This window comes from Fibrobacter succinogenes subsp. succinogenes S85, assembly GCF_000146505.1.
GTDB lineage: Bacteria > Fibrobacterota > Fibrobacteria > Fibrobacterales > Fibrobacteraceae > Fibrobacter > Fibrobacter succinogenes.
Genome location: NC_017448.1, coordinates 1,709,425 through 1,730,799, shown reverse-complemented (window position 1 = coordinate 1,730,799; position 21,375 = coordinate 1,709,425). Strand labels below are relative to the sequence as shown.

Annotated in this window: 16 protein-coding genes; 15 read left to right on the top strand and 1 reads right to left on the bottom strand. The window is 46.0% G+C overall.

Annotated features, from left to right (window positions below; all coding sequences use genetic code 11):
• Positions 1-110 precede the first annotated feature (110 nt).
• The 9 genes from alaS to FSU_RS07040 all read left to right on the top strand — a co-directional run bounded on the left by alaS (position 111) and on the right by FSU_RS07040 (position 11,740).
• Entirely contained in the window at positions 111-2,759 is a 2,649-nt protein-coding gene (gene alaS, locus FSU_RS07080; protein ID WP_014545777.1) for an alanine--tRNA ligase, read from the top strand.
• 243 nt (positions 2,760-3,002) lie between these two features.
• Positions 3,003-3,452 carry a zinc ribbon domain-containing protein gene (locus FSU_RS07075; RefSeq protein WP_014545776.1) on the top strand — a complete coding sequence of 150 codons (450 nt, stop codon included), beginning with the start codon at positions 3,003-3,005 and terminating at the stop codon, positions 3,450-3,452.
• A 115-nt stretch (positions 3,453-3,567) separates the two neighbouring features.
• On the top strand, positions 3,568-4,362 hold the full coding sequence (locus FSU_RS07070; RefSeq protein ID WP_014545775.1) for a MetQ/NlpA family ABC transporter substrate-binding protein: 795 nt from the start codon (positions 3,568-3,570) through the stop codon (positions 4,360-4,362).
• Positions 4,363-4,371: 9 nt separating this feature from the next.
• The gene (locus tag FSU_RS07065; protein WP_014545774.1) at positions 4,372-5,181 is read left to right on the top strand and encodes a methionine ABC transporter ATP-binding protein; all 810 of its coding nucleotides are present in this window, start codon (positions 4,372-4,374) and stop codon (positions 5,179-5,181) included.
• A complete protein-coding gene (locus tag FSU_RS07060) occupies positions 5,178-5,864 on the top strand; it encodes a methionine ABC transporter permease (RefSeq protein WP_014545773.1) in 687 nt (228 codons plus the stop codon). The genes FSU_RS07065 and FSU_RS07060 overlap by 4 nt, the downstream gene beginning before the upstream one ends.
• Positions 5,865-5,969: 105 nt before the next feature.
• The gene (locus tag FSU_RS07055; protein ID WP_014545772.1) at positions 5,970-7,127 is read left to right on the top strand and encodes a GGDEF domain-containing protein; all 1,158 of its coding nucleotides are present in this window, start codon (positions 5,970-5,972) and stop codon (positions 7,125-7,127) included.
• 44 nt (positions 7,128-7,171) lie between these two features.
• Positions 7,172-8,632: a DEAD/DEAH box helicase gene (locus tag FSU_RS07050; RefSeq protein ID WP_015731898.1), complete on the top strand. Its 1,461-nt coding sequence runs from the start codon at positions 7,172-7,174 to the stop codon at positions 8,630-8,632.
• A gap of 313 nt (positions 8,633-8,945) precedes the next feature.
• Positions 8,946-9,776: a TIGR02147 family protein gene (locus tag FSU_RS07045; protein WP_014545770.1), complete on the top strand. Its 831-nt coding sequence runs from the start codon at positions 8,946-8,948 to the stop codon at positions 9,774-9,776.
• A 14-nt stretch (positions 9,777-9,790) separates the two neighbouring features.
• Positions 9,791-11,740: an FISUMP domain-containing protein gene (locus FSU_RS07040; protein ID WP_014545769.1), complete on the top strand. Its 1,950-nt coding sequence runs from the start codon at positions 9,791-9,793 to the stop codon at positions 11,738-11,740.
• Between the two features lie 153 nt (positions 11,741-11,893).
• Here FSU_RS07040 and FSU_RS07035 read toward each other — a convergent pair whose 3' ends face one another.
• Positions 11,894-12,958 carry a GSCFA domain-containing protein gene (locus FSU_RS07035; RefSeq protein WP_155808728.1) on the bottom strand — a complete coding sequence of 355 codons (1,065 nt, stop codon included), beginning with the start codon at positions 12,956-12,958 and terminating at the stop codon, positions 11,894-11,896.
• A 162-nt stretch (positions 12,959-13,120) separates the two neighbouring features.
• Here FSU_RS07035 and FSU_RS07030 point away from each other — a divergent pair, with 162 nt between their 5' ends.
• From FSU_RS07030 to FSU_RS07005, 6 genes are all read left to right on the top strand, one after another.
• A complete protein-coding gene (locus FSU_RS07030; RefSeq protein ID WP_014545767.1) occupies positions 13,121-13,951 on the top strand; it encodes a TIGR02147 family protein in 831 nt (276 codons plus the stop codon).
• Between the two features lie 9 nt (positions 13,952-13,960).
• Positions 13,961-15,709, top strand: a complete 1,749-nt coding sequence (locus tag FSU_RS07025) for an FISUMP domain-containing protein (protein ID WP_014545766.1) — start codon at positions 13,961-13,963, stop codon at positions 15,707-15,709.
• Positions 15,710-16,025: 316 nt separating this feature from the next.
• On the top strand, positions 16,026-16,859 hold the full coding sequence (locus FSU_RS07020) for a TIGR02147 family protein (RefSeq protein WP_014545765.1): 834 nt from the start codon (positions 16,026-16,028) through the stop codon (positions 16,857-16,859).
• An 8-nt stretch (positions 16,860-16,867) separates the two neighbouring features.
• Complete coding sequence (locus FSU_RS07015; RefSeq protein ID WP_014545764.1) at positions 16,868-18,559, top strand: FISUMP domain-containing protein; 1,692 nt, start codon at positions 16,868-16,870, stop codon at positions 18,557-18,559.
• An 18-nt stretch (positions 18,560-18,577) separates the two neighbouring features.
• A complete protein-coding gene (locus tag FSU_RS07010; protein WP_014545763.1) occupies positions 18,578-20,245 on the top strand; it encodes an FISUMP domain-containing protein in 1,668 nt (555 codons plus the stop codon).
• A gap of 299 nt (positions 20,246-20,544) precedes the next feature.
• A complete protein-coding gene (locus FSU_RS07005; RefSeq protein ID WP_014545762.1) occupies positions 20,545-21,375 on the top strand; it encodes a TIGR02147 family protein in 831 nt (276 codons plus the stop codon).

Here is a 21,375-nt window from a genome sequence, read left to right as displayed (position 1 = left end):
TCCTTCGGAGCTCATTTAGCTCGGCTCAGCAATGTCAAAACAATAAATTGTTTTGCCGCTGCGTTCGCCTTTTGCTAAATTTGGGCTCGTAAAAAATCAAAGGAATAGCTATGTCCGAAAAAATGACTTCTGCGCAGGTGCGCGAATCCTTTATCAAGTTCTTCGAATCCAAGGGCCACCTCTTCGTGCGTTCTTCGCCGGTGGTTCCGCATGACGACCCGACGCTCATGTTCACGAACGCGGGCATGAACCAGTTCAAGGCCATCTTCCTTGGCGACAATCCGAAGGGTTGGAAGCGCGCATGCAACAGCCAGAAGTGCCTCCGCGTGTCCGGTAAGCACAACGACCTCGACGTCGTGGGCCGCGACAACTACCATCACACTTTCTTCGAAATGCTCGGTAACTGGAGCTTCGGTGACTATTATAAGAAGGAAGCTATTTCCTGGGCTTGGGAACTCCTCACTGAAGTTTGGAAGCTCCCGAAGGAACGCCTCTTTGCAACCGTCTATCAGGATGATGACGAAGCCTGGCAGATTTGGAAGGACGTGTCCGGTCTTCCGGATGACCGCATCATGCGCTTTGACGCTCACTCCAACTTCTGGGAAATGGGCGACACCGGTCCGTGCGGTCCTTGCTCCGAAATCCATTACGACCGTGGCGACCTCGCTACGCAGGCCGAAACGTTCAAGGACCCGATCAAGGGCGTGAACGGCGAAAACGACCGCTACATTGAAATTTGGAATAACGTGTTCATGCAGTATGAACGCGTGAGCGACGGCTCCCTCATTCCGCTCAAGGCCAAGAACGTTGATACCGGTATGGGCTTCGAACGTATCTGCGCTATTCTTCAGGGCAAGACCAGTAATTATGACACCGACGTGTTCACCCCGATTATCGCAAAGATCGCTGAACTCTCTGGCGTTCCGTACAACGATGGCGAAGCCGGCACCCCGCACCGCGTGATTGCCGACCACATCCGCGCTATTTCGTTCGCTATTGCTGACGGTGCTCTTCCGTCTAACGAAGGCCGTGGCTACGTGCTCCGCCGCATCTTGCGCCGCGCAAGCCGCTTTGCCCGCCTTCTCGGTCAGAAGAAGCCGTTCATTTGCCAGCTCGTTCAGGTGCTCGCCGACACGATGGGCGATGCCTTCCCGGAAATCCGCGAACGCAAGGAATTCGTTGCCTCTGTGATCAAGAGCGAAGAAGAAAGCTTTATCCGTACGCTCGACGCTGGTCTCGAACGCTTTGCCGCTATCTCTGCCGAACTCAAGAAGGGCGACAAGATTCCGGGCGACAAGGTGTTCCTCCTGTATGATACCTATGGATTCCCGCCGGACCTCACTGGCATTCTCGCCGAAGAAAAGGGCCTCCTCATCGATGAAGAAGGCTACGAAAAGTGCATGAATGAACAGAAGGAACGCGCCCGCGCTAACATGAAGCAGGGCATCAACACGATGGGTACCGAAGGCTGGACGCAGTACAGCGAAGCTAGCACAAACTTTGTCGGTTATGAACTCTCCGCTTGCGAAACGAAGGTTGTCCGCTGGCGCGAAGACAAGGGCGTTTTGAGCATCGTTCTCGAAACCTCTCCGTTCTACGCCGAAATGGGTGGCCAGGTTGGTGACAAGGGAACGCTCGTTTCTGCCGACCTCGAAATCCAGGTGTTTGACACCGTGAAGGTGAACGATACCGCTCTCTGCCGTGGTAAGGTCGTGAAGGGCGAAGCCAATGAAAAGACGATGGGCGCCGTGTTCATGGCAACCGTCGATAACGATCGTCGCGCTGACATCCGCAAGAACCACTCCGCAACGCACTTGCTCCAGGCCGCTCTCCGTGAAGTGCTTGGCACTCACGTGCAGCAGCAGGGTAGCTTCGTTTCGAACGAACTCCTCCGCTTCGACTTCAGCCACTTCAACGCCATGACCGCAGAAGAAATTCAGAAGGTCGAAGACATCGTGAACGCCAAGATCATGGAATGCTTGCCGGTCCACACCGACGTGATGGACGTCGATGAAGCTAAGGCTAGCGGTGCTATGGCTCTGTTCGGCGAAAAGTATGGCGACAAGGTCCGCGTTGTGAAGATGGGTGACGCTGGCGTCGAATTCTCCCGCGAACTTTGCGGTGGCTTGCATGTGCAGAACACCGGTAACATCGGCATGGTGAAGATCGTTTCTGAATCTAGCGTGTCCGCTGGCGTGCGCCGTATCGAAGCCGTTTCTGGCCGTGGCGCCTTGAGCCTCCTCCGCGCAGGTACGCAGATTCTCAACGCTCTCCGTGAACAGCTCCGCTGCAAGGATGCCGAAGTTCTCGACCGCATCCAGCAGACGTTTGCCAAGACGCAGAACCTCGAAAAGAGCCTCCAGTTCGTGAAACTTGAACTCGCAACGCTCGCTGCTGCCGAACTCTTGAACGGTGGCATCAACGTGATGGGCGTGAACCTCTTCGTTCGCGAACTCTCCTTGCCGGATGAAAAGTACAAGAACTTGCTCGACGGCGTTCAGAACAAGCTTGACGTCGATAGCGTTGCTGTGATTGCAAACAAGGACAACGGTTCTGGTAGCATCGCCGTGATGGTTGGCAAGAACGTTCAGGCCAAGGGCATCAAGGCTGGCGACATTGTCAGGGATCTCGCTAAGGCTTGCAACGGTAAGGGCGGTGGCCGTCCGGACCGCGCTCAGGCTGGTACCCGCGAACCGGAAAAGATTGCCGAAGCTATCGCTAACGCTAACAACTGGATTAGAGCAAAGCTCGGTGCTTAGTTAGACGAAAGAACGCCGCGTTGCGGCTACAGACGAGAGGCGAAAGAATCTCAAAATTTTCAGGCGGCCTTAGGGTCGCCTTTTTTTGTTTGTGGACCGGGGGCCGCGCGCTTCTCGGTTGCGCGTCTCTCGTAAAAAAGCAACAGCCTGTTGCTTGCTTTTGCTATAGCTTGGTTCTATATTATACTCGTCAAAAGAAATGATAAACAATTAAAAATATTTTATTTGCAAAAGGAGAATATTATGGAAGTACGAGAAGTTTTGCTTAAGTTGCGCTCGAATCAAAACCTGACCCAGGACCAGATGGCCGAACGCTTGCATGTAACGCGCCAAGCTGTGAGCCGCTGGGAAACTGGCGAAACCCAGCCGAATACCGAAATGCTCAAAGTCATCTCCCGTGAATTCAACGTGTCCATAAACACGTTGCTCGGCGCTCCGCGCCAACTCTTCTGCCAATGCTGCGGAATGCCTCTCAGCGAAGATTCCATGATCAGCCGTGAACCCAGCGGCGAATTCAACGAAGATTATTGCAAGTGGTGCTATACCGACGGTAAGTTTGTTTACAACGACAAGTCGGTCCTCCTCGATTTTCTGCTTTCGCACATGCCCAATCCCGACAATACTCCCGACGCAGAACGCCGCGCCTTTTTCGACAAACACCTCTCGCAACTAAAGCATTGGAAACAAGCGTAAAGCGTTTTGCACAAAATACGTATAAAAAAATTCTATAAAACGCTATAGTTAAATATATCTTGCTGATAACTCTTGCTAATCCTATCTTTTGTGCGAAAAAAATAGGAGAGTAAAAATGAATATCAGTAAGATTATTTTGTCTATTGCTTTTGCCGCTATTGCTGCGTTTTCTGCCGAAGTCATCAAGGTTGGTGCGACTCCGGAGCCGCATGCTTCCATCTTGAACTTGGTTAAGGGTGACCTTGCCAAGGCGGGTTATGAACTCAAGGTTGTTGAGTTCACGGATTACGTGACTCCGAACGAGGCGCTGGAATCTGGCGAATTAGATGCCAATTACTTCCAGCATTTGCCTTACCTCGAAAGTTTCAATAAAGAAAAGGGAACGCATCTTGTGAATGCGGGCGGCATTCATGTGGAACCTTTCGCACTTTATCCGTCGAAGAATTCCAAGAAAAAGGTCAAATCGCTTGCAAATTTGAAGAAAGGTGCAACGATTGCGATTCCGAACGACCCGACCAACGAAGGGCGCGCCTTGCTTTTGTTGCAGGCTGCTGGCCTTATTAAGCTTGATCCAAAGTCTGGCATCACTGCAACTCCCATTGATATTACCGAGAATCCGAAAAAGCTGAAGTTCAAGGAACTGGAGGCTGCTTCGCTCCCGCGCATTTTGCAGGATGTGGATGCGGCAGCCATCAACGGCAACTATGCGATTCCGGCAGGTCTTAATGCATCGTCTCATGGTTTGTTTGTTGAAAATGCGAGTTCGCCTTACGTGAATGTTATTGCGGTCAAGGCGGGTAACGAGAAGTCTGCAAAGATTCAGGCCTTGGTGAATGCCCTCAAGAGCGAAAAGGTCAAGAATTGGATTAAGGGCAAGTACACCAAGGGCGAAGTGGTTCCCGTTTTTTAGATTGCGTCAATGCAGCTTAGGCTCGAACATCTCAATAAAACATACACGACAAAACGCGCAAGCGTCACGGCAGTCAAGGATGTTTCCCTTGATTTTCCTGATAATTCCATCATCGGCATTATCGGCAAGAGCGGGGCTGGCAAATCTTCGCTGTTGCGACTTGCGAGTTTGTTAGAAACTCCCGATAGGGGCGAGGTCTATTACGATGGCGTTCGTGTGGACCATTTGCCCAAAAAAGAGCTGAACCGCCGTAGGCTCGAAATCGGAATGATTTTCCAGAATTTTAATTTGTTCAGTTCTCGCACGGCAGGCAAGAATGTGGCGTTCCCGCTGGAACTTGCAGGTTGGAACCGCCGCGATATCGACGCTCGCGTCAAAGAGATGCTTGCGCTTGTGGGCCTTGAAGACCGCGAGAAGTCGCCGATTACAACACTTTCGGGCGGTCAAAAACAGCGCGTGGCGATTGCACGTGCCTTGGCGCCGCGGCCGAACATTCTTTTTTGCGACGAAGCGACGAGTGCGCTTGACCCGCAGACGACTCACGAAATTCTGGACTTGATTAAGAAAATCCACGCAGGAATGAATCTCACAGTGGTGATGATTACGCACCAGATGGAAGTGGTGCGCGATGCTTGCCAATATGTCGCTGTTGTAGACAAAGGTTACGTTATCGAGACGGGTGCGGTGTCGGATGTTTTCCGTTCGCCCAGGCACGAAATCACTCGTGAATTTTTGTCGAACATCCGTCGCGAAGAAATCACAGTGGATTCCGCTATCGCTTATTTGCAGGCTCAAGGTTACGAGGTGAACAAAAGATGAGTCCTATAACAGAACTGGTTTTGCAATCGACTTGGGAAACTGTCGTCATGGTTTTCTTTTCGACGTTGTTCGCGATTCTTCTCGGATTTCCTCTTGGAATTTTCTTATTTGTCACATCCCCGCGCGGTATCGCTCCCAAAATTATTCCGTATCAATTAATTAGCCGTATCGTGAATGTGCTGCGCTCGTTCCCGTTCGTGATTTTGATGATTGTGCTGTTCCCGCTTTCCCGTGTGGTGTTGGGTACGGCGATTGGAACTGAGGCAACGATTATTCCGCTATCCATTGCGGCGGCTCCTTTTATTGCGCGCTTGACCGAAACGGCGTTGAACGAGGTGGACAAGGGCGTAATCCAGGCGGCTGTTGCCATGGGCGCATCCAAACGTCAGGTGGTGCGAAAAGTGTTGATTCCCGAAGCGCTTCCATCGATTATTTCTGGTGTTACTTTGACTATAATCACGCTGATTGGCTATTCGGCGATGGCGGGGGCAATCGGCGGGGGAGGTCTTGGTGATCTAGCCATCCGTTATGGCTACCAGCGTTTCCGTACTGACGTGATGATCGAATCGGTCGTTATCATCGTTGCGATGGTGGAGGTTATCCAGTTCCTCGGCAACAAGGCGGCAACTTTGGTGGTGAAATACCCTATCGGGAGTTTTGGACGCCAGAAAAGTCCTAAATAATTTCTTGAAACTTCTTTTTTTTTGTTGCAAAAAGCGTTTTTCTGCGGAACCCTTATTGCCAAGATTGCCTAATTATAATGTATAATTAGGGAGCAGGTTGGAAATATGGAGCCGTTATTTAATCTAGAAAGCATTTATGTTACAAACGTAATCGGGATAGTTCTGATTGCTGTCATGATTGTTTGTAATTTATGGCGTTTCCAGACGCGCAGCCGTGCGGACCAGAATTTGCTATTGATGATGTTCCTTGCTCTCACGAGCTGCATAGCCGATCCGATTTCTTATTCGATGAAGGGCGTGCCCGGCCTTGTTCCAAAGATTGCCGTTTATGCGACGAGTACGTGGCTTTTTGCGGCGAATATGCTTGCAAGCTTTTTCTGGGTGCGCTTTTTGTCGTTCCATTTGAATGGTGGAATCCCGCGCCGTTCTAGAATTGTGCTCGACTCAATTGTTGCCGTTGGCATTACTTTGCTCTTGATAAATCTCTTTACGCCGATTGTATTTTCTATCGACGAGGACAACCTTTATTCGAGAACTAATCTGTACGCCTTCTTTTTGGTGGTGGATTACCTGTTTGTTGTCTATAGCATTGTGGTGTATCTTAAGGCGCGAGCGAAAGGCGGCATTCTCAAGTTTTTCCCGATTTGGGTTTATATTGCGCCGATCCTTATCGGTGGTATGGTGCAGTCACTTTACTACGGCATTTCTGTGATTCCGACGAGTATCGCCATCTCGATTGCGGGCGTGCTTGCGAGCCTCCAGAACGAGATGATTTACCATGACCAACTGACAGGTCTTTTTAACCGTTCCTATTTGAATTACCTGTTGGACAAACTTACGGACCGGACGAAGTTGAACATTACGGGTATCATGATTGACTTGAATGGGTTCAAGCGTATCAACGATGAATTAGGCCATGCGGTGGGTGACGATGCGTTGGTGATAACGGCCCGAATCCTGAAATCGGCGGTGGGTAACGCAGGTAGCGTAGTTCGCTATGCGGGCGATGAATTTATTATTTTGTTGAATACTCAAGATGACGTTGCGATAGAAAATTGCCTTGCTCGAATCCGCCACTCTTTTGATAAATTCAATAAAGAAACTGACAAACCCTACAAACTTTTTATTTCTGTTGGCTTCCACAAGTTCGACATGAAGAACGAAAGTGCGGATGCCTTTATTAACGCTGTTGATGAGCGCATGTACGAGGATAAAGAAGCGTTCTATGCCGCTCATGCCGAAATGAATCGCCGTAAGCGTTAACTTTTCGAGAGGCGTGAGCCTCTCTTTTTCTATCTTTGTGCAGTATGAAATTTGAAGAACTTCCTTTGGCAAATCCATTGCAGCGGGCTGTCCGCGCTGTTGGATACGAAACCCCGACCCCGATTCAAGAACGTTCCATCCCGAGTCTTCTTGAAGGCAAGGATCTCTTGGGAATTGCTCAGACGGGAACCGGCAAGACGGCTGCTTTTGCGCTCCCGATTTTGCAGCGACTTTTGGATTCCGGGAAGTTCCGTTCTCCCAAAACTTGCCGTGCTTTGATTTTGTTGCCGACGCGTGAGCTTGCCATCCAGGTGGAAGACTGCTTCAGGGAATATGCACAGTTCACGGCAATTTCGACGGCGTGCATTTTTGGTGGCGTGAATGACAATCCGCAAAAGCAAAAGCTTATTCGCGGTGTCGATGTGCTTGTCGCTACCCCAGGACGTTTGTTGGATTTGATTGGGCAGAAGGCAATATCGCTCAAGAAACTTGAATTCTTTGTGCTCGACGAAGCGGACCGCATGCTGGACATGGGTTTTATCCATGATATCCGCAAGGTTGTAGCGATGCTCCCGCAAGACCGACAGAATTTGTTCTTTAGCGCTACGATGCCGGAAGAAATTTCGAAACTTGCCGCGACGATTTTGCGCCCGAATCCGGTGCGTGTTGAAGTTGCTCCGCAGAGCACTCCGATTGAACGCATCCGTCAAGAGCTTTATCGCATTGACAAGCGCCGCAAGGGGGCTCTCCTCAAGGAGCTTTTGGCAGAACACCCTGAAATGAAAAAGGTGCTTGTCTTCTGTCGTACAAAGCATGGTGCAGATAAAATTGTGCGCGTGCTTGAAAAGGCTGGCATCAAGTGTGCAGCTATTCACGGGAACAAGAGCCAGAACCGTCGTCAAGAAGCTCTCGGAAATTTCAAGTGTGAACAAATTCGAGTGCTTGTGGCAACGGACATTGCAGCACGTGGCATTGATGTGGATGATGTGAGCCATGTGTTCAATTACGATTTGCCGAATGAACATGAAACGTTTGTGCATCGCATTGGCCGTACGGCCCGTGCAGGGAAGGAAGGCGTTGCCATTTCGTTCTGCTCTCCGGACGAAGAATCCGATTTGCGCGGGATTGAAAAGCTTACTCGTGTGAAAATCCCGGAAGGCGATCAGAGCATTTACGAGAATCTCCCACCTCCGCAAAAAGAAACTGCCGAAAGCATGATGCGCAATTCTCGCGGTCGCATGTCGCGCGAAGAAGCTCAGGCCCGCGCTGCAGAAACCCGCAATAATCGCGGCAATCGCAAAGGAAATCACGGAAAGCAGAATTCTAACAATGCACCGCACAATTCCGAGCAGATTTCTCGCAATCCTGCCCAGAATGTGACCGTACAAAATGCTCCGGCTGATAATACTCCGAATCCGCAGAACGGCGGTCGCCGTCATCGCCGCAACCGCCCGGGTTCCCGTGCTCGCCGCCGCATGCGCGAATCGCAATCCCAACAGCAGTAAAATCTTGCTGCGGGCGCAATACCCGCGCATTTCCTTTACATTGTCACCCCTCACGCGTTGCGGGGTCGCCATTCCCTATTGAAATAAAAAATCTACAATACATTTGTATTGTGAAATATACTCAAGATTTTATAATATTCTCTAAAATCTCCAAAAATTTTATAAAAATCAATATTTTGTATTGTAAATCTATTGCAATTTTAAAATTTATGTTGTATATTTGATTTCAGGAACGAAACGGACAAAAGAACCGCAATTCGTTTGTTTTTTTACGGACCCTGAAAAAATTTAGGGATTGTCGTAAGGAGGAAAAATGAAAGAAATACTAGAATATACGAGCTATCGCCAGTATATTGCGGATTATTACGCCGATAAAAAGGCGAAATCCGCGTTTACTTGGCAAGAGTTCGCAAACGAAGCTGGATTCTCTTCACGTGTTTATCTGAAATATGTGAGCGAAGGCCGCTTTAACTTGAGTGATTCGGCGACCGCTCGCGTGGCAGATGCCATGCGCTTGGTCGATTACGAACGCGAATATTTCACCGAAATGGTCAAGTTCGACCATGCGAAAACGGATGATGAAAAGAAGGCGGCCTTTAACAAAATGCTAGCCATTGCAGAAGCGCACAAGGCGAAAATCTTGGAAGGCGATTCGTTCCGCTTTTTTGAAAGTTGGAAAAATCCGGTCATTCGTGAACTCGCTCCATCGATGCCTGGTGCAAAGCCGCTTGCGCTTGCCCATGCCTGCCGCCCAGAAATTACCGCCGCCGAAGTCAGCGATGTGCTGAACTTCCTCGTCAAGGGCGGATTCCTTGAAAAAAATGACGAAGGCAATTACGTACAAACTGATAAATCCTTGACAACGGGCCGCATGGAAGTGACTCCGTTGGCCGTCCGTACAATGCACCGCCAAATGGGAGAGCTTGCGCTTGAAGCAATCGAGGGTGTGGCTCAGGATAAACGAAATTTCTCCGGTGTCACATTCGGCATCACCAAAGATGGCTACGACGAAATCGTGCAAGAAATTGCTGATTGCCGTAAAAGAGTCATTGCCATTGCTCGGAAGAATGCGGCCACAGACGAAGTCTATCGTCTGAATATGCAACTTTTCCCGCTGACACAGAAACAAGATTTGAAAAAATAAACGAGGAGGAAACCATGAATTATTCAAAAATTAGCGGACAGTTTGTCTGCAAAATGGCGATGCTGCTCGCCTTTATGTTCGCGGCATGCTCGGAAACGAATTCAGGAAACGGTGTTGCCGGTGGCACTGTTGAAGAAACTGGCGTTTACGCCTTGTCGGGCCGCGTGGGCGATGTATATCCCAAGTTGCTTGCGAAGGAAGGCTATAGCTCGGCAAATATCCAAAATGATGAAGGTTCCCTGTATGCTGCGAAAGGAACCGTTGTGACTGTTTACGAACTGGATTCGTCATCTCTTGCGGCCACAGGTCGTACGTTTGTCGATACGATTGATAATGATGATGGTCGTTTTTCGTTCGAAAACCTTACCTTGAATAGCCCGTATGTATTGATTGAAACGCTTGATTCCTGCATCACCAATAATTGTCTTGAGCGTGCTGGTGCGTGGGGCTTTACGACCGATCTTCCTACGAAATTTGATTCAACAGGAGCAATGAGTGTATATGGATCGCAAAAATATCCGGTTTTGAGGAGCGCTATTGTTGACTTGAAAAAGTATAAGAAGATAAGCGTCAATACGTTGTCCAATAAAAAGGTCCCGCTAGTGCGGGCGTACTTTGCCGAAGGAATGTCGTTTGCGGAGGCCAGCAAAAAGGCTGAACAGGACATTCTTGAAAACATAGGCATTTACGAAGATCTTGGAAGCTTTGAAGACCTGGAAAATGAAGAATTGAATTATGTTATGGCATTGTACTTGAAAATTTCTGAACTTGACGATTTGGGACGTGGAGGTGGAGATGAAATAAAAAATGAATTATTGGGTTATGATTTTATCTGGATCTATAAAGAAGTTTACTTTGCGCCTTTGTCGCGATTCTCTGCGTCAGAAGAAATGCAGCAATATTATTTGAATACAATAAAGTTGTTCGAATATGAGGTTGGCTATTTGGCTCATATGGTTGGATTGGGACAATGTACGGAATTGCGTGAAAACGATGTAGATACTATTGCGATTCGTGAATTTTATGAATTGCCCAAGTTCGCAGTCACCTGCCGGTCAAAAAAATGGGTGGTTGATTCCAAAAAGGCTTCATACACAAGTGGAACGATGGTGGACAATCGCGATGGAAAAACATATAAGATCGTTACGTATAACTGGGGTGATGTCACGCAAACGTGGATGGCCGAAAATCTGAATTTTGCGGATACGGTGTCTTCAAGTGTTGATAGTACCTTGAAAAAGAATTTGCTTGGAAAAACGAGTTGCTGGGAATACGATCCGTCATGTGAAAAACTGGGCCGTTTTTACAAGTGGACTGCGTTTATGAATATTGATGAATCTTTTCTTAAGTTGAATGCCGATGTTTACGACCGTGTGTTGGGTAAGGACATGGTACTAAAAACGGAGTCTGTTGAAGATCGGTGCTTGACGGTTGAGTTTGATTTGCGTGCGTATGAAGATGAAAGTAATAGGATTGAATATTGCTTTATTAGAACTGAAGCGGGTGAATGTTATGAATTAGATACTGCTGAAACGTTGTGGGATTATTGCAACCATAAATATGGATATGGAATCTATTTTGATAGTTCGAGTGTTATCCCTGAATCGGAACTTGCAACTTATCAGGGCGTGTGCCCAGATGGATGGCGAATCCCCAATAAAGCTGATTGGGATCTCTTGATTGAAAACATGGCAAGTCAAGGAGTCTTGTTAAAGGACGCTGATGCGAGTGGCTTTGGGAATATTGAAGGAAAAGTTGTGGAATCCTATGGTTCGGGAGTTCCTAGGCCGAACGTGATAACATATGGTTACTATGAATTTGCCTCGGTTCTGGATCAAGATGGTAGTTTTGTCCGAGTTGGCAAGAGCGAGCAAACTCCTCTTTTGGCTGCTACATCCCATAAGAAAGTCCGATTCAACTTTTTTAACTCTGACTTGTTCGCTGTCCGCTGCATCAAAAACTAAACCAATGAAAACTTAACGGAAATACTGTTAGGAGGAAAGGGAAGACGGGGCTCGCCCCGCCTTCTTTTCATCTCGTCATCCTGAGGCGTGAAACGCCGAAGGATTCAGTAGAATCTTACATTGTCATTCCCCGCTCCGACGGGGAATCTCCATCTACACGTTTAACTCAAGTCCCGCGATTTGGCTTTCGAGCTTTTGTGCTTCTGCTTGTAATTTTTGCTGGAATGTCGCGGTGGCTGTCGAACTCTCGTCTTGAATTCTGTGGTTTGCCATTTTCATGAACTTTTCCACTTTGCGGATATCTTCGCGCGTTTTTTCGCTGCAATACGTTTCTGTCATGCGCTCAAAGATGTAGCCTTCTGCCGTCTTTGACAAATGAATCATATCGTCATCGTAAAAACGGTAGTCGCGCAGTTCATCCATCACGATCTCGTAACTCGGAAAATAACTGATGGTCGTTGCAGGCTCTGTGACGATTTCTCTTGTGACCTTTTCTATTGCGAGTTGCAATGTCGCTTTTGAAAGTGTGTTTTCGTGAGCGCCGTCGCTCAAATGCCGTAACGGTGAAACTGTAAAGACGATGTGGAGTTCGCGATTCTCGCCGATCCCGTCGCGTTTAATCTTCAGCAAATCATGCACGATGCTTTTCAGCGCTTCTGCCGCATGGTCCACGGAAATCATCTTGCGAATAAACAGGTTTGGATTTTGCCTGTGGCAATTCGAAACGGCAACCCCGTTTTCTCTCAAAAAGTACACGAACGCAGTCCCGAGCGTGATAAATACGGTATCGGCTTTCTGCAAAAACTCCCGTGCATTAGCGGTCGTTTCGTTCAATTTTGCGATACACTCTTCACGAGTTGCGGCGGAAAGTGAGCTGTGCGCGTCCCAGCAGTGCCAGGGGCCGCGAATCTCATTGCCGTTTTCCGAAACGCCTAATCGCGTATCCTGAAAAACGTCCGCTTCTCCAAAAATTTTCCCGTTTGCAATGGCTTTAATCTGCATTGCCGCTGAGAGCGGGTTGTAAACCGTTCCGAACGGATTTGCCAAAACGTTGAATTTCCGCGATGCAAACTGTGCCGAAATATTGTCTGCAAAGCACGATCCGAAAAATGCGAGCCTAGAATTGTAGTCAATCTGCCAATTGGCAGCCGGAATATTGATTTTCGTGAAAAAGTCCATGAAGTAAATATAGTAGGTTATTTCTACAATATTCTTCATATTGTGAAATTCTATAATTTTTCTAATTACTTTTAAAATCTTTAAAATTATTGTAAAAATCAATAAAATATATTGTAAAACTATTGATTTTTTGAAATTTATGAGCTATATTTAGATTAACAACAAATGATCCGACAAAGAGATTGTTTGTTAGGAGGAAAAATGAAAGATATACTTGAATATACGGACTACCGCCAGTATATCGCAGATTACTACGCCGATCGAAAGGCGAAGACTGCGTTTTCTTGGCAGGAGTTTGCTAAAACGGCGGGTTTCTCTTCGCCGGTCTACCTTAAATACGTGAGCGAAGGTCGCTTTAACTTGAGCGCCGAAGCTGCGGTTCGCACCGCGCAGGCGATGCATCTCGCCGATTACGAACGCGAGTTCTTTGTAGAAATGGTCAAGTTTGACCACGCAAAGAACGATGACGAAAAACGCGCGGCGTTCAGCAAAATGGTCTCGATCGCGGAATCCCGCAAGGCAAAAATTGTCGATGGCGAATCCTTCCGCTTTTTTGAGGACTGGAAAAATCCGGTGCTCCGTGAACTTGCTCCTGCCATGCCTGGCGCAAAGCCTTTGGCGATGGCGCATGCTTGCCGCCCCGAAGTTTCTGCTGCTGAAGTCTCTGATGCGCTGAGTTTCTTGGTCAAAGCGGATTTGCTGAAAAAAGACAAGGACGGGAACTACGCCCAAACCGATAAAGTCGTGACCACCGGCCCGATGGAATTCACGCCGCTCGCAGTTCGCGGACTGCACCGTCAAATGGGCGAGTTTGCTCTTGACGCCATTGAAAACGTCCCGCAAGACGAACGTCATTTCTCGGGCCTTACGCTTGGAATCACTCGCGAAGCGTACGAAAAAATTGTGCAGAGGATTGCCGAATTCCGCAAGGACATTATTGCGATTGCGACAAGTGAAACTGCAACGGAAGAAGTCTACCGTCTGAACGTGCAGTTCTTTCCGATGACAAAAAAGAGTGTTAATAAAGGCTAGGAGGAAACTATGAACTACTCAAAAATTACTTTGGCTGCGCTGATGGCGCTCCTTTTGGTGGCCTGTTCCGACGAAAATAAACCGCTTGGTATAATGGGCGGTGCCGAAGAGGAAACAGGTGTCTATGCCTTAATGGGGCAAATGGGTGATGTATTCCCGAAATTGAGTATGGTCGATTCTTCGTCGCGTGGAAATTCGATGCTTGCACCTAAGGGGAGTTCTATCACTGTTTATGAACTTGATTCCTTGACTTTTGATACAACGGGTCGTTCTGTTGTAGATTCGGTTATTGACGATGAAGGACATTTTGCGTTTGATAGCCTTGATTTGAATAGCCCTTATGTGTTGATTGAAGAAATTGTGCCTTCCCTTGATACGTGCAAGTATGTAAGTGGATTGTTGCTTCCGCAGATAACTTTGGGTGTTGAATGCCTTGCGTACACGATCCCGTCTAAAGAGCTTCGTGCTATTGTGGATTTGCGAAAAAAAGAAAAAATAAGGGTGAATTCGTTGACGACCGCCAAAGTTCCACTTTTGCGAGAATATATAGCCGAAGGAAAAACCTTTGCTGAAGCGAATCAAATGGCTGAACGCAAAATTCTTGAAAACTTTGGAATATACAAAAACTTAGGCTCGTTTGAAAAAATGTTTGATGAAAATTCTGAATTGTCTTATGTAAATAAGCTAATTCAATACACGGAAAAAGATGCTCGCAAGGGACTTGATTGGTTTGATGCTGCTTACCATTATGCTTCGCCTGAAGAATTCATGGGGAATGTTCAATTGGAGCGTTATCTTCTGAATTTAAAGAAAATGATAGATTATAGAATTGGCTTCTTGGCTAAGATTGATGGATTAGGACGGTGTACCGAAGCTCGTGAAAATGATGTAGGTGAAATTGGAATTCTTAATAGCGAGAATTCGGTTAGTGTTGTGTGTCGCTCTGGAAGGTGGACTATGGGCTTTAAAACGGTGGAATATACAAAAGGTTCGTTGGTGGATAATCGAGATGGTAAATCTTATAAGACGGTGACGTATAATTGGGGCGGTGTCACGCAGACTTGGATGGCGGAAGACCTTATTTATTCAGATTCCGCTCACGCTTTATGTCAAACACGTAGTAATGCAAGCCTTTGCAGAATATACGGTCGATATTTGTGGTGGAATGCAATGGATGTTTCGATGGAAGATTTGAATATATATTGGGTTAGTTTGCGAGGGGATACGGTTTATTTGAACTTGGAATGTCGAAAAGCATTTGCGGGCCTCTTGGATTCGACAAATGAGTTTGATTATGATGCCTGTTATGCGGGAAGAACAAGCTGGGATTATGATTATGCCAATGCTGAGCTTCAGTCAACTTTGAATATGCATCAAGGAATTTGTCCAGATGGTTGGCGTATACCGACTACGAATGACTGGAAAACCTTGTTGCAGAATTTGGGAAGTCTGTATGGGGTCGATTATGTTAAAGCGGTGCCTGTCCTTTACGATGAAACTGCAACAGGTTTTGGTTTGAAAAGTTCAAGTGGGCTTGCTATGGATGATAATGGCCGTATATATGTGACTGGAAGGATGGGAGATTTTTATAATCATTTTGCGGTGACGGATCTGCATTTATCTAAAGTTGCTTTCTTTGGTGGGTTTAGTAGCGGATCTGGCTTTGGATTTAGAATGCCGACTGAATATCAATATAGTGAAGGCGCGTATGATATACCTCCTTTTAATGAAGTGAATGTTCGCTGCATCAAAAACTAAACCATTTAAAACCGCATAAAAATTATTTGTTAGGAGGAAAGGGAAGGCGGGCTTCGGCCCGCCTTCTTTTTTTTGCGTTGTAATCCCAGCCTTGTGCCGGGATCGGTATCTCGTTTTGTAGAAATGATGATTATTTTGTTTATATTGTGAAAAATGACTAAAATTTTTAATGAATAATAAAAATTGCTTAAATTTTACTAAAAACGCTAAAAATTTATGATGAAACTATTGACTTTTTAAAATTTGTGATTTATATTTGATTCTGTAAACGGCACGGACTTATGAGTCAAGATGTTGTTTACGTTAGGAGGAAACAATGAAAGATATACTAGAATACACTAGTTATCGTCAGTATATTGCGGATTACTACGCCGACAAAAAGGCCAAATCCGCATTCACTTGGCAGGAGTTCACGCGTGCGGCGGGATTCTCTTCGCCAGTTCATCTGAAGTATGCTAGCGAAGGTAAACTCAACTTGAGCGATGCGGCTGCACTGCGCGTGGCGCAGGCCATGCATCTTGTTGGCTACGAACAAGATTACTTTTGCGAAATGGTCAAGTTTGACAACGCAAAAACGGATGCCGAGAAAAAAGATGCTTTTGGCAAAATGCTTTCAATTGCAGATTCTGTCAAGGCGAAAATCATTGAAGGCGATTCATTCCGCTATTTTGAAAGCTGGAAAAATCCGGTACTCCGTGAACTTGCCCCAGCGATGCCCGGTGCAAAGCCGCTTGCGCTTGCCCGTGCCTGCCGCCCAGAAATTACAGCCGCCGAAGTGACCGAGTCGCTGAATTTTCTCGTCAAGGCGGATTTACTCAAAAAAGATAAAGACGGAAATTACAAGCAGACCGAAAGAGGCGTGACGACAGGGCCGATGGAGGTGACTCCGATTGCGGTTCGCGAAATGCATCGCCAGATGGGCGAGTTTGCTTTGGAAGCCATTGAAGGCGTTGCTCAAGATGAACGCCATTTTTCGGGTCTTACGCTCGGTATCACGCGCGATGCCTACGAAAAAATTGTTCAGGAAATAGCTGAATTTCGCAAGAGGATTATTACGATTGCCACGCAAGATAGCGGTATGGACGAAGTCTACCGTTTGAATGTGCAGTTCTTTCCGATGACGAATAAAAGTTTTAATAAAAAAGGTTAGGAGGAATCATGAATTACTCAAAAATGGGCGGGCAATTTGCCTGCAAAATGGTGACGTTGCTCGCTTTTATGTTTGCGGCGTGTTCCGAGGATGTTGGTAATTCCCCGCTTGCGCATGAAGGCGGCTACACGGAAGAACAGGCGTCTCTTGAAAATATTAAAGTAGTGGCGCAAGCAAGGCTGTTTGAAACAAAAATTGATGAAAATGACACTACTAAGGTCAAATTTGTTAGTTCAGTTCCTGAGGGCTCTGTTGTAAGAATGTCAGAACTGGATTCTGTCAATTTTAGCGCAACGGGTTTGGTTTACTATAGCCAATCTAAAGATACTTCGGGCGTGTTCAGTTTTGACAGTGTCTCGCTGAAGAGTCCTTATGTTATGCTTGAATTGTCTCCTTACGAATGCGGGGAATGGTATGACTTGACGGATCAAGAGCGTAAATGGGTAGACGGCTGTGTCGTTAATGGAACTACTCATTATATGGTGTATAGTTTGATAGTTGATTTGCGAAAGGTTAAGAATGTCGGTATCAATGTGGCGACGACTATAGAGACTAAACGACTGCTGGGCTTGGTTGGCCAAGGAATGAGTTTTGAGGATGCTAAACGAAAATCCGAAAGTGAAATACTCAGTGCTTTGGGGATCTATGGTGTTCCTTATCGTTTTGATAAGGCTGAGTCTCAAGAAAATCAAGATGAAATCTTATTCGCGAGTTACGTGGTCGGCTTTACACCTAAAACTGAGGCTGGTTTGGCAAATGCGTTTGCTAAAGTTGGCTCTTTTAAAGCAATACCTAATGTGAAGAACGACTTTGTTGAAGGAATTGTTAGCTGGTTTGATGCCGAATGGATTGGCGACGATGTGAAGGTTCGTCTGCATGACCTTATGCATAACTTCATGGCGAGCTTGTGGAAATTGGATCCGTGTTCTGCTGGAAATGAGGGCTATAGCACTGCGTTCACCTATGATGTACACAGAGATATTGATTTTGTTTGTAAAAATGGAGCTTGGTCCTATTTAGTCCATTATGTGGTTCCTGATAGTGTCGGTGCTATTTTGGGCGAAATGACGGATTCCCGTGATGGATCGAAATATAAGACTGTTACATATAATGTTGACGGCGGTGCGCAAACATGGCTTGCAGAAAATTTGAAGTATAAATCTGCAGATGGTATTTATTTCTGGAATGATGCAATGGCTTTGCCGGATTCCATTGCGTTGATTCCTTATGAGGATTGTATTGAAGAAGATTCTTATACGAATTGCGATCGCCTGCAGGCGGAAAAAAGCAATCTTGATTACGAGAGACTTTGGGCTATAACGGATTCCGTCAAGGCGACTGGGAAAAACTATCAAGGTATATGTCCTGATGGATGGCATCTTCCAGATGCAAATGAATGGAAAAAGTTGCGTGCTTATGTGGAAGGAAAAGTAAATGTTCGCATGTTGGATTATAGAATGGATATGATGGCGATTGCCGGATTTGGAGAATCTGATAAAAAAATTGGAGCTAAGTATGCTGTAAAAATCGATAGCACGTTTAAAGCTTTAAATAATACTGATCTTGTGAATTCTACGGTAATCTCGATTTATAGCATTGGATCTAAATGGGCATATATAAGTCGAAAAGCGAAATTTAATGCTACGCAATCAGAATATCTAGGTAAAAATGAAGTTTCTGTTCGTTGTGTTAAGGATTAAATAAAGGAGGAATGTTTTATGAATATTAAAAAGTGGCTCATGGCGTTTTTGACGCCGCTTGCGTTAATCGCTTGTTCTGAAGTCGATAGCTTGGTGCCGAATGCTCCTTCGGGCGAGCCGTATGGTTTGTCATCGAGTAGCGATGAAGCTCCTGCTTCAAGTTCGAGTGTTGTGTTTGACGGCTCGAATGTAGTTTATAGGGGAATGAACGTTTATACTGCTCCATATGGGTCTGTTCAGATATATGAACTTGATTCTGTAACTTTTGATACCACGAGAAGAGTTCCTTATAGTTGGAATTTTAGTAGTAAACCTTTGTATTTGGTAACTCCTGATATCGATAGCATTGTTATTGATAGTTTATCTTTGAAAAGTCCTTATGTTATGCTTTCGACGGATTATTCCAATCGACGCTATAATATTGTTGATGTTCGGGATGCGAATGCCTTTGCCGTTGACAAGAAGACGTACTTTGAAAGTATTCGAGCTCGTTATCTGATGAAATTTGGAATGAGTTTTGCTGAAGCCAAAAAACAGGCAAGCAAGGAAGTTCTTGAATCGTTTGGTTTTTATGCTAATTTGTTTGATAAACCCGAAGCTGAAAATGTGCAAGATCCTAACTATAGAATCTACATGGCGTTTATCGAAGATTTTATGAAATATACGACAGAGGATACGGTTGTTGCAAAAATTGAAAAGTGCGGCAATCTTACTTGCGGTACGGAATTTTTGAAGACGCGATTCTTGACGGAATCGCTGAATATGCTGAATGACCTTAGTTGGAACATGACTCGTGCGGAGAATGATGACGATCTAGATCAGTATGCCATGTTGGACATTGAAAAATCTCGTAGAAATCTTCTCTTCTTGAAATCCTTCGTAGCTCATTTGCTTGATGCGGGCTTGTGCACTGCAGAAAATGAGGGAAAAGCTTTTGAAATTCTCGACAAAAACATTATGTTGACATGTCGTTCAGAGGGATGGGAATTTTCGTATAAAGAAATGAAACATTCCATGGGAACGATGACGGATGAACGTGATGGAAAAACGTATAAGACCGTGACCTATGATATAAATGGAAAAACGCAGACTTGGCTCGCAGAACGCTTGGACTATAACGCTTCTGAATTGCAGGTGCCTTGCGAACATCGAGCGAGCTGTTGTGGCATGTACGATGTCGGTGGCGCTTTTAGCTTGGACGCTTCGATAATTGAAACAAGAAAAATGTGCTTTCAGCGCCATTTGAAAGATTGCCCGGAGTGTGAAGAGTCTGATTTCTGGAATGAGTGTGAAGAAGGCCTTGAACGGAGTCTTGATACATTGAAGTATCGTCAACATATGGATTCCGTTATGGTTGAAAAGGGCGTGTATCAAGGCGTTTGCCCCAATGGCTGGCATATTCCCACGCGTGGGGAAATGGATTCTTTGCTGGATTATATGGTGGAATCGTATAATCCGACTGTTCCGAAGAAGCACGAAAATATTGACAGAAAAGGGTTGGTCGGGGATTATTTGCATCGTACTTTCTTGGGTAATCCGACTGGATTTGGGCTGACTTCGGACGAGTATGATTTTTACGTGGTTGATGAATACAATAGGGCATGCTCTGCGGTAGATAGATACAGTTGCTATGGAGATGAATTTCCGAGTATGGCTGAATCGTATGTCCGCTGCATCAAGGACTAAATCTTAAAACGTAATACAATTATTTGTTAGGAGGAAAGGGAAGACGGGGTTCGCCCCGCCTTCTTTTTTCTGACGCCGAAGGCGGAAAAATCCATTATTTTCTTGGTTTTATTATTTTGTCTATATCCTTAAAATTTCTAAATTTTTTTGTTAAATATTTTAAAACTGCCTAAATTTCTCTAAAAACGCTAATTATATATCACAAAAACTATTGACTTTTTGAAATTTTAGTATATATTTCAAATTGTAAACGGTGCGGGCTTACAAGTCAAGACACTGTTTTGTGTTAGGAGGATACGATGAAGGATGTACTAGAGTACACGAACTATCACCAGTACATCGCGGATTATTACGCCGAGAAAAAGGCAAAATCCGCGTTTACTTGGCAAACTTTTACGCGGGCGGCAGGGTTTTCGTCGCCGGTGTTCCTAAAATACGTGAGTGAAGGCCGCTCTAACTTGAGCGAAGAAACTGCAGGTCAAGTGGCATCTGCGATGGGCCTTGCAAATTACGAACAGGATTACTTTTGCGAAATGGTCAGGTTCGACCATGCGAAAACGGACGAAGAGAAAAAGTCCATTTTCAACAAAATGCTCGCTATCGCTGACATCCATAAAGTAAGAGTCCTTGAGGGAGATTCCTTCCGTTATTTTGATAGCTGGAAAAATCCGGTACTCCGTGAACTAGCCCCTGCCATGCCTGGCGCAAAACCGCTTGCGCTTGCCAAAGCCTGCCGCCCGGAAATCACTGCCGCCGAAGTCTCTGAATCGCTGAGTTTCTTGATCAAGGCGAACTTGTTGCAAAAAGACGAAAACGGCAATTATGTCCAAACTGAAAAATCCGTAACGACAGGACCTATGGATGTGACTCCTGTGGCTGTTCGCGGAATGCATCGCCAGATGGGCGAGTTCGCACTTGAAACTATTGAAGGTGTGCCGCAAGATCAACGCCATTTTTCTGGCCTCACGCTCGGTATCACGCAATCTGCTTACGATGAAATTGTTGAGGAAATCGCTGCATTCCGCAAGCGCATCATTGCGATTGCCACGCGCGATGACGAAACGGACGAGGTCTACCGACTGAACGTTCAGTTTTTCCCGTTGACAAAAAAGAGTGTTAAAAAGGGTTAG

Excerpts from the sequence above, each read along its gene's own strand:
- alaS (WP_014545777.1), top strand. The coding sequence starts at position 111 with ATGTCCGAAAAAATGACTTCTGCGCAGGTGCGCGAATCCTTTATCAAG.
- FSU_RS07075 (WP_014545776.1), top strand. The coding sequence starts at position 3,003 with ATGGAAGTACGAGAAGTTTTGCTTAAGTTGCGCTCGAATCAAAACCTG.
- FSU_RS07070 (WP_014545775.1), top strand. The coding sequence starts at position 3,568 with ATGAATATCAGTAAGATTATTTTGTCTATTGCTTTTGCCGCTATTGCT.
- FSU_RS07065 (WP_014545774.1), top strand. The coding sequence starts at position 4,372 with ATGCAGCTTAGGCTCGAACATCTCAATAAAACATACACGACAAAACGC.
- FSU_RS07060 (WP_014545773.1), top strand. The coding sequence starts at position 5,178 with ATGAGTCCTATAACAGAACTGGTTTTGCAATCGACTTGGGAAACTGTC.
- FSU_RS07055 (WP_014545772.1), top strand. The coding sequence starts at position 5,970 with ATGGAGCCGTTATTTAATCTAGAAAGCATTTATGTTACAAACGTAATC.
- FSU_RS07050 (WP_015731898.1), top strand. The coding sequence starts at position 7,172 with ATGAAATTTGAAGAACTTCCTTTGGCAAATCCATTGCAGCGGGCTGTC.
- FSU_RS07045 (WP_014545770.1), top strand. The coding sequence starts at position 8,946 with ATGAAAGAAATACTAGAATATACGAGCTATCGCCAGTATATTGCGGAT.
- FSU_RS07040 (WP_014545769.1), top strand. The coding sequence starts at position 9,791 with ATGAATTATTCAAAAATTAGCGGACAGTTTGTCTGCAAAATGGCGATG.
- FSU_RS07035 (WP_155808728.1), bottom strand. The coding sequence starts at position 12,958 with ATGAAGAATATTGTAGAAATAACCTACTATATTTACTTCATGGACTTT.
- FSU_RS07030 (WP_014545767.1), top strand. The coding sequence starts at position 13,121 with ATGAAAGATATACTTGAATATACGGACTACCGCCAGTATATCGCAGAT.
- FSU_RS07025 (WP_014545766.1), top strand. The coding sequence starts at position 13,961 with ATGAACTACTCAAAAATTACTTTGGCTGCGCTGATGGCGCTCCTTTTG.
- FSU_RS07020 (WP_014545765.1), top strand. The coding sequence starts at position 16,026 with ATGAAAGATATACTAGAATACACTAGTTATCGTCAGTATATTGCGGAT.
- FSU_RS07015 (WP_014545764.1), top strand. The coding sequence starts at position 16,868 with ATGAATTACTCAAAAATGGGCGGGCAATTTGCCTGCAAAATGGTGACG.
- FSU_RS07010 (WP_014545763.1), top strand. The coding sequence starts at position 18,578 with ATGAATATTAAAAAGTGGCTCATGGCGTTTTTGACGCCGCTTGCGTTA.
- FSU_RS07005 (WP_014545762.1), top strand. The coding sequence starts at position 20,545 with ATGAAGGATGTACTAGAGTACACGAACTATCACCAGTACATCGCGGAT.